Below are 1,675 nucleotides of genomic sequence, written 5' to 3'. Positions count from 1 at the left end.
ACCACCGTTGACGTTCAGGCGGTCGGCCGGGATGCCCAGCTTGTCGCGGCAGTACAGCACCTGCACGGCAAAGGCTTCGTTCAGTTCCCACAGGTCAATGTCTTGCACGGTGAGGCCCAAACGCGCCAGCGCTTTGGGCACGGCGTACACGGGGCCAATGCCCATTTCGTCGGGCTCGCAACCGGCCACAGCAAAGCCGAGGAAACGGCCCAGGGGTTTCAAACCGCGTTGCTCGGCCAGTTTTTCGTCCATGAGCACGCAAGCGCCGGCACCGTCCGAGAACTGGCTGGCGTTACCGGCCGTGACCAAACCGCCGGGCAGCGCCGAGCGCAAACCGCTTATGGCCTCGACGGTGGTGCCTTCGCGCAGACCTTCGTCCACGCTCACGGTCACTTGCTTGGTGGTCATGCCCATGACCTTGTCGATCACGCCTTGCGTGACGGTGATGGGGGCGATTTCGTCGTTGAACAGGCCTGCTGCTTGCGCAGCGCAGGCTTTTTGCTGGCTGGCCGCACCGTAAGCGTCCATCACATCGCGGCCGATTTTGTAGCGCTTGGCCACTTGCTCAGCGGTTTGCAGCATGTTCCAGTAAATCTCGGGCTTCATCTTGGCCAGCGCCAAGTCTTGCAGCATGTGGGTGTTCATCTCTTGCTGCACGCAAGAAATGCTCTCCACGCCACCGGCCACATACACCTGGCCTTCGCCCGCGATGATGCGTTGCGCCGCCAGTGCAATGGTTTGCAGGCCAGAGGAGCAAAAACGGTTGACGGTCATGCCGGACACAGAAATCGGCAAACCGGCCTTGAGGGCGATTTGACGGGCGATGTTGGCACCCGTGGCCCCTTCGGGGGTGGCGCAGCCCATGATCACGTCTTCGACTTCGGCGGCGTCAATGCCAGCGCGGGCCACAGCGTGTTGCACCGCGTGGCCACCCAGGGTAGCTCCGTGGGTCATGTTGAAAGCGCCCTTCCAGCTCTTGGCCAGAGGGGTGCGTGCGGTAGATACGATGACAGCATTCGTCATGATGGTCCTTTCAAGTGGGGGACAGCGCTGGATGTCTGCCCCGCCAAAAATTTAAAAAATCAGTTGAATGTCTTGCCTTCGGCCACCAGACGCTGCAACAGCGGTGCGGGTTGCCAGAATTGGGCGTCGTCGAGCGGGTTCTTGGCAAAACGCTTCATGGCCTCGGCCACGTTGAACAAGCCCACGGTGTCGGCGTACAGCATGGGGCCACCGCGCCAGAACGGGAAGCCGTAACCGGTGATGTAGACCATGTCGATGTCGCTGGCTTTGCTGGCGATGCCTTCTTCCAGAATGTGGCAAGCCTCGTTCACCAAGGAATACACCAAGCGCTGCACGATTTCTTCGTCGGAAATTTTGCGGGGCGTGAGGCCCAAAGCGGCGCGGTGCTTCTCGATCATCTCGACCACCACGGCGCTGGGGATCGCGTCGCGTTTGCCGGTTTGGTAGTCGTACCAGCCTGCACCGGTTTTTTGGCCGTAACGGCCCATCTCGCACAGCAAGTCAGCGGTTTTGCTGTACTTGAGGTCGGGCTTTTCGGTGTAACGGCGCTTGCGAATCGCCCAGCCGATGTCGTTGCCGGCCAGGTCGCCCATGCGGAACGGGCCCATGGCGAAGCCGAACTTCTCGATGGCCTTGTCGACCTGCTGCGGCG

2 protein-coding genes are annotated in these 1,675 nt (G+C 61.3%); both read right to left on the bottom strand.

The features are described 5' to 3' along the window. Positions 1-1,023, bottom strand: a 1,023-nt coding sequence (locus Q0341_RS05610; protein WP_299511109.1) for an acetyl-CoA C-acyltransferase, incomplete at its 3' end; no start/stop codon positions are given. A gap of 59 nt (positions 1,024-1,082) precedes the next feature. Further along, the coding region (locus tag Q0341_RS05605; RefSeq protein WP_299511108.1) for a 3-hydroxyacyl-CoA dehydrogenase family protein at positions 1,083-1,675 on the bottom strand (593 nt) is incomplete at its 5' end.

It is taken from the genome of uncultured Limnohabitans sp., assembly GCF_937889215.1.
Taxonomy (GTDB): Bacteria; Pseudomonadota; Gammaproteobacteria; order Burkholderiales; family Burkholderiaceae_C; genus Limnohabitans_A.
The sequence above is the reverse complement of the archived record's forward strand: the minus strand, read 5'-3'. Positions and strand labels throughout refer to the sequence as shown.